The organism is Rhodococcus sp. R1101 (genome assembly GCF_000278445.1).
Classification (GTDB): domain Bacteria; phylum Actinomycetota; class Actinomycetes; order Mycobacteriales; family Mycobacteriaceae; genus Rhodococcus; species Rhodococcus gordoniae.
The window spans coordinates 1-1,741 of record NZ_AJVB01000657.1 but is presented as its reverse complement, the minus strand read 5'-3'; the positions used below and the strand labels follow the sequence as shown (position 1 = coordinate 1,741).

Here is a 1,741-nt window from a genome sequence, read left to right as displayed (position 1 = left end):
CCTGCGCAGGATGGTTGAGCTGGTCGGCCGACTACGACGGGAAGTTCCGAGGTCCTGGCCTCCCTGCACCGAACGAGTTCCCCACCTGGCAGGTGATCGCCTGTGGAGTGACCGTAGTGCTGGCGTGCTTCTTTGCCGCTCATCGATCTCGCTGGGCGCTGAGCGGCGGCCTCGCGGCCGCAACAGGTACGGCTGCAGGGTTCACTACCGCATTCGGTGTGGTCGCCGGCACCGATGACACCGGTCAGGCTGGAGTAGGCGTCATGTTGTCGGAGCTGGGGTGGGGCATCGGACTATGTCTGTTGATGATTGTCCGGTCTTCTTGGATCAAAGGCGCACGTAGCAGGGCAGTAGGTAAGCCGTAGGGTCGGGGTGGCGGTCGGCAGCCACGCGCGATGTCCAGATCCGAGCACCGACTCCGTCCCGGCATCGAACGGGCCGGACAACACCGAAGGATGGATCCCATGACACACGTGCGACGCTTCGATCACGTGGGCCTCACTGTTTCGGACCTCGAGGTCGCGACGGCGTTCTTCGTCGGACTCGGATTCGAGGTCGAGGGCACAGGCTCTGTTCACGGCGACTTCCCGACGACCGTCTGTGGCCTTCCCGGCACGCACTGCGAGATCGCGATGCTCCGACCGCCGGACGGTGGAGCCCGGCTCGAGCTGGCGAGCTTCATCACGCCGGGTCACCTTCGTGGCTCGCCGGCAGCGATGCCGAACGAGCTCGGGATCCGCAATGTGTCGTTCGAGGTCGAAAACCTCCAGGCGGCCGTCGACTCTGTTGCTGCGCAGGGATACGGGCTCGTCGGGGGCATCGGCGAGTACGAGAACAGCGTGCGGATGGCCTACGTCCGAGGACCCGACGGGATCATCGTCTCGCTGTTCGAACAACTCGGTTGACGCTCGCCTTCGCGGGCAGAGATCGGTGCCGAACTCTCTGAGCGGTTGGGGGGACACGCATCCGATGAACAGCTGACGGCTCAGCCCTTGTCGAGTGCCCTCGCTGCCTCCAGATCTGCGCGCAGAGCGCGTGATTCGGTCCTGAGTGCGGCGTTCTCGGCCTGCTGTGTCCTCGTCTCGTCGCGCAGGGTGGCGATCTCATCGCGCAGCGTCGCCAGTTCGGCACGCAGTTCGTCGCCGCGCGCCCGTGCCGCGGTTTCGGCCGCCTGGGCGGTAGCAGCGGTGATGCGTGAGTCTTCGAGCCGGCTCCGCAGGTCGGATGCGCGTTCGCGCTCGGCTGCGAGTTCGGTGTCGAGACGTTCTCGGGTTGCGACCTCCCGGTCGAGAACCGCCTGCAGGCGCGTGATTTCGGCACGCAGGTCGGTGATTTCGCCGGTCGCCCGCTCGTGCTGTGCATTGGCGTCGTCGAGTTGCCGTCGCTGCGAAGAGAGGGACTCGTCCTGCTGGGCGATCGTCGCCCGCAGCTCGCCGAGGGTCCGCGTATGTTCGGCAGCCGCAGCCTCGAACTCGTCCCTCCACCGTTGCAGCGTCGCGGCGTGCTCGTCCTTCGATCGAGTCAACTCGGCGTTGTGCGCTTCTTCGAGTCCGCGCATCTGTTCGGTGTGAGCGGCACGGGCGTCGGCGAGTTCGGCGTCGACGGCAGCGACAGCGGCATCCGCGTTGTCGCGGTCTTCGATCGACTGGGCGAGTTGCTCGCGTAATCGCACGACCTTCGCGTCGGCGTCGGCTTTGACCTTGGCGAGTTCGGCGGCGGCCCGTGTCATCTGCGCTTCGAG

At 66.2% G+C, this 1,741-nt stretch carries 2 protein-coding genes; one reads left to right on the top strand and one right to left on the bottom strand.

Annotated elements, in window-relative coordinates:
- The first annotated feature begins 464 nt into the window (after positions 1-464).
- Positions 465-905, top strand: a complete 441-nt coding sequence (locus R1101_RS0122885; RefSeq protein ID WP_026003616.1) for a VOC family protein — start codon at positions 465-467, stop codon at positions 903-905.
- Between the two features lie 80 nt (positions 906-985).
- On the opposite strand, the gene R1101_RS28315 is transcribed toward R1101_RS0122885, so the two are convergent.
- Positions 986-1,741 (bottom strand): hypothetical protein (locus tag R1101_RS28315; RefSeq protein ID WP_016935527.1); only part of this gene is annotated, 756 nt, incomplete at its 5' end.

What these genes read in the sequence shown, in the direction of transcription:
- R1101_RS0122885 (WP_026003616.1), top strand. Translation starts at nt 465, where the DNA reads ATGACACACGTGCGACGCTTCGATCACGTGGGCCTCACTGTTTCGGAC.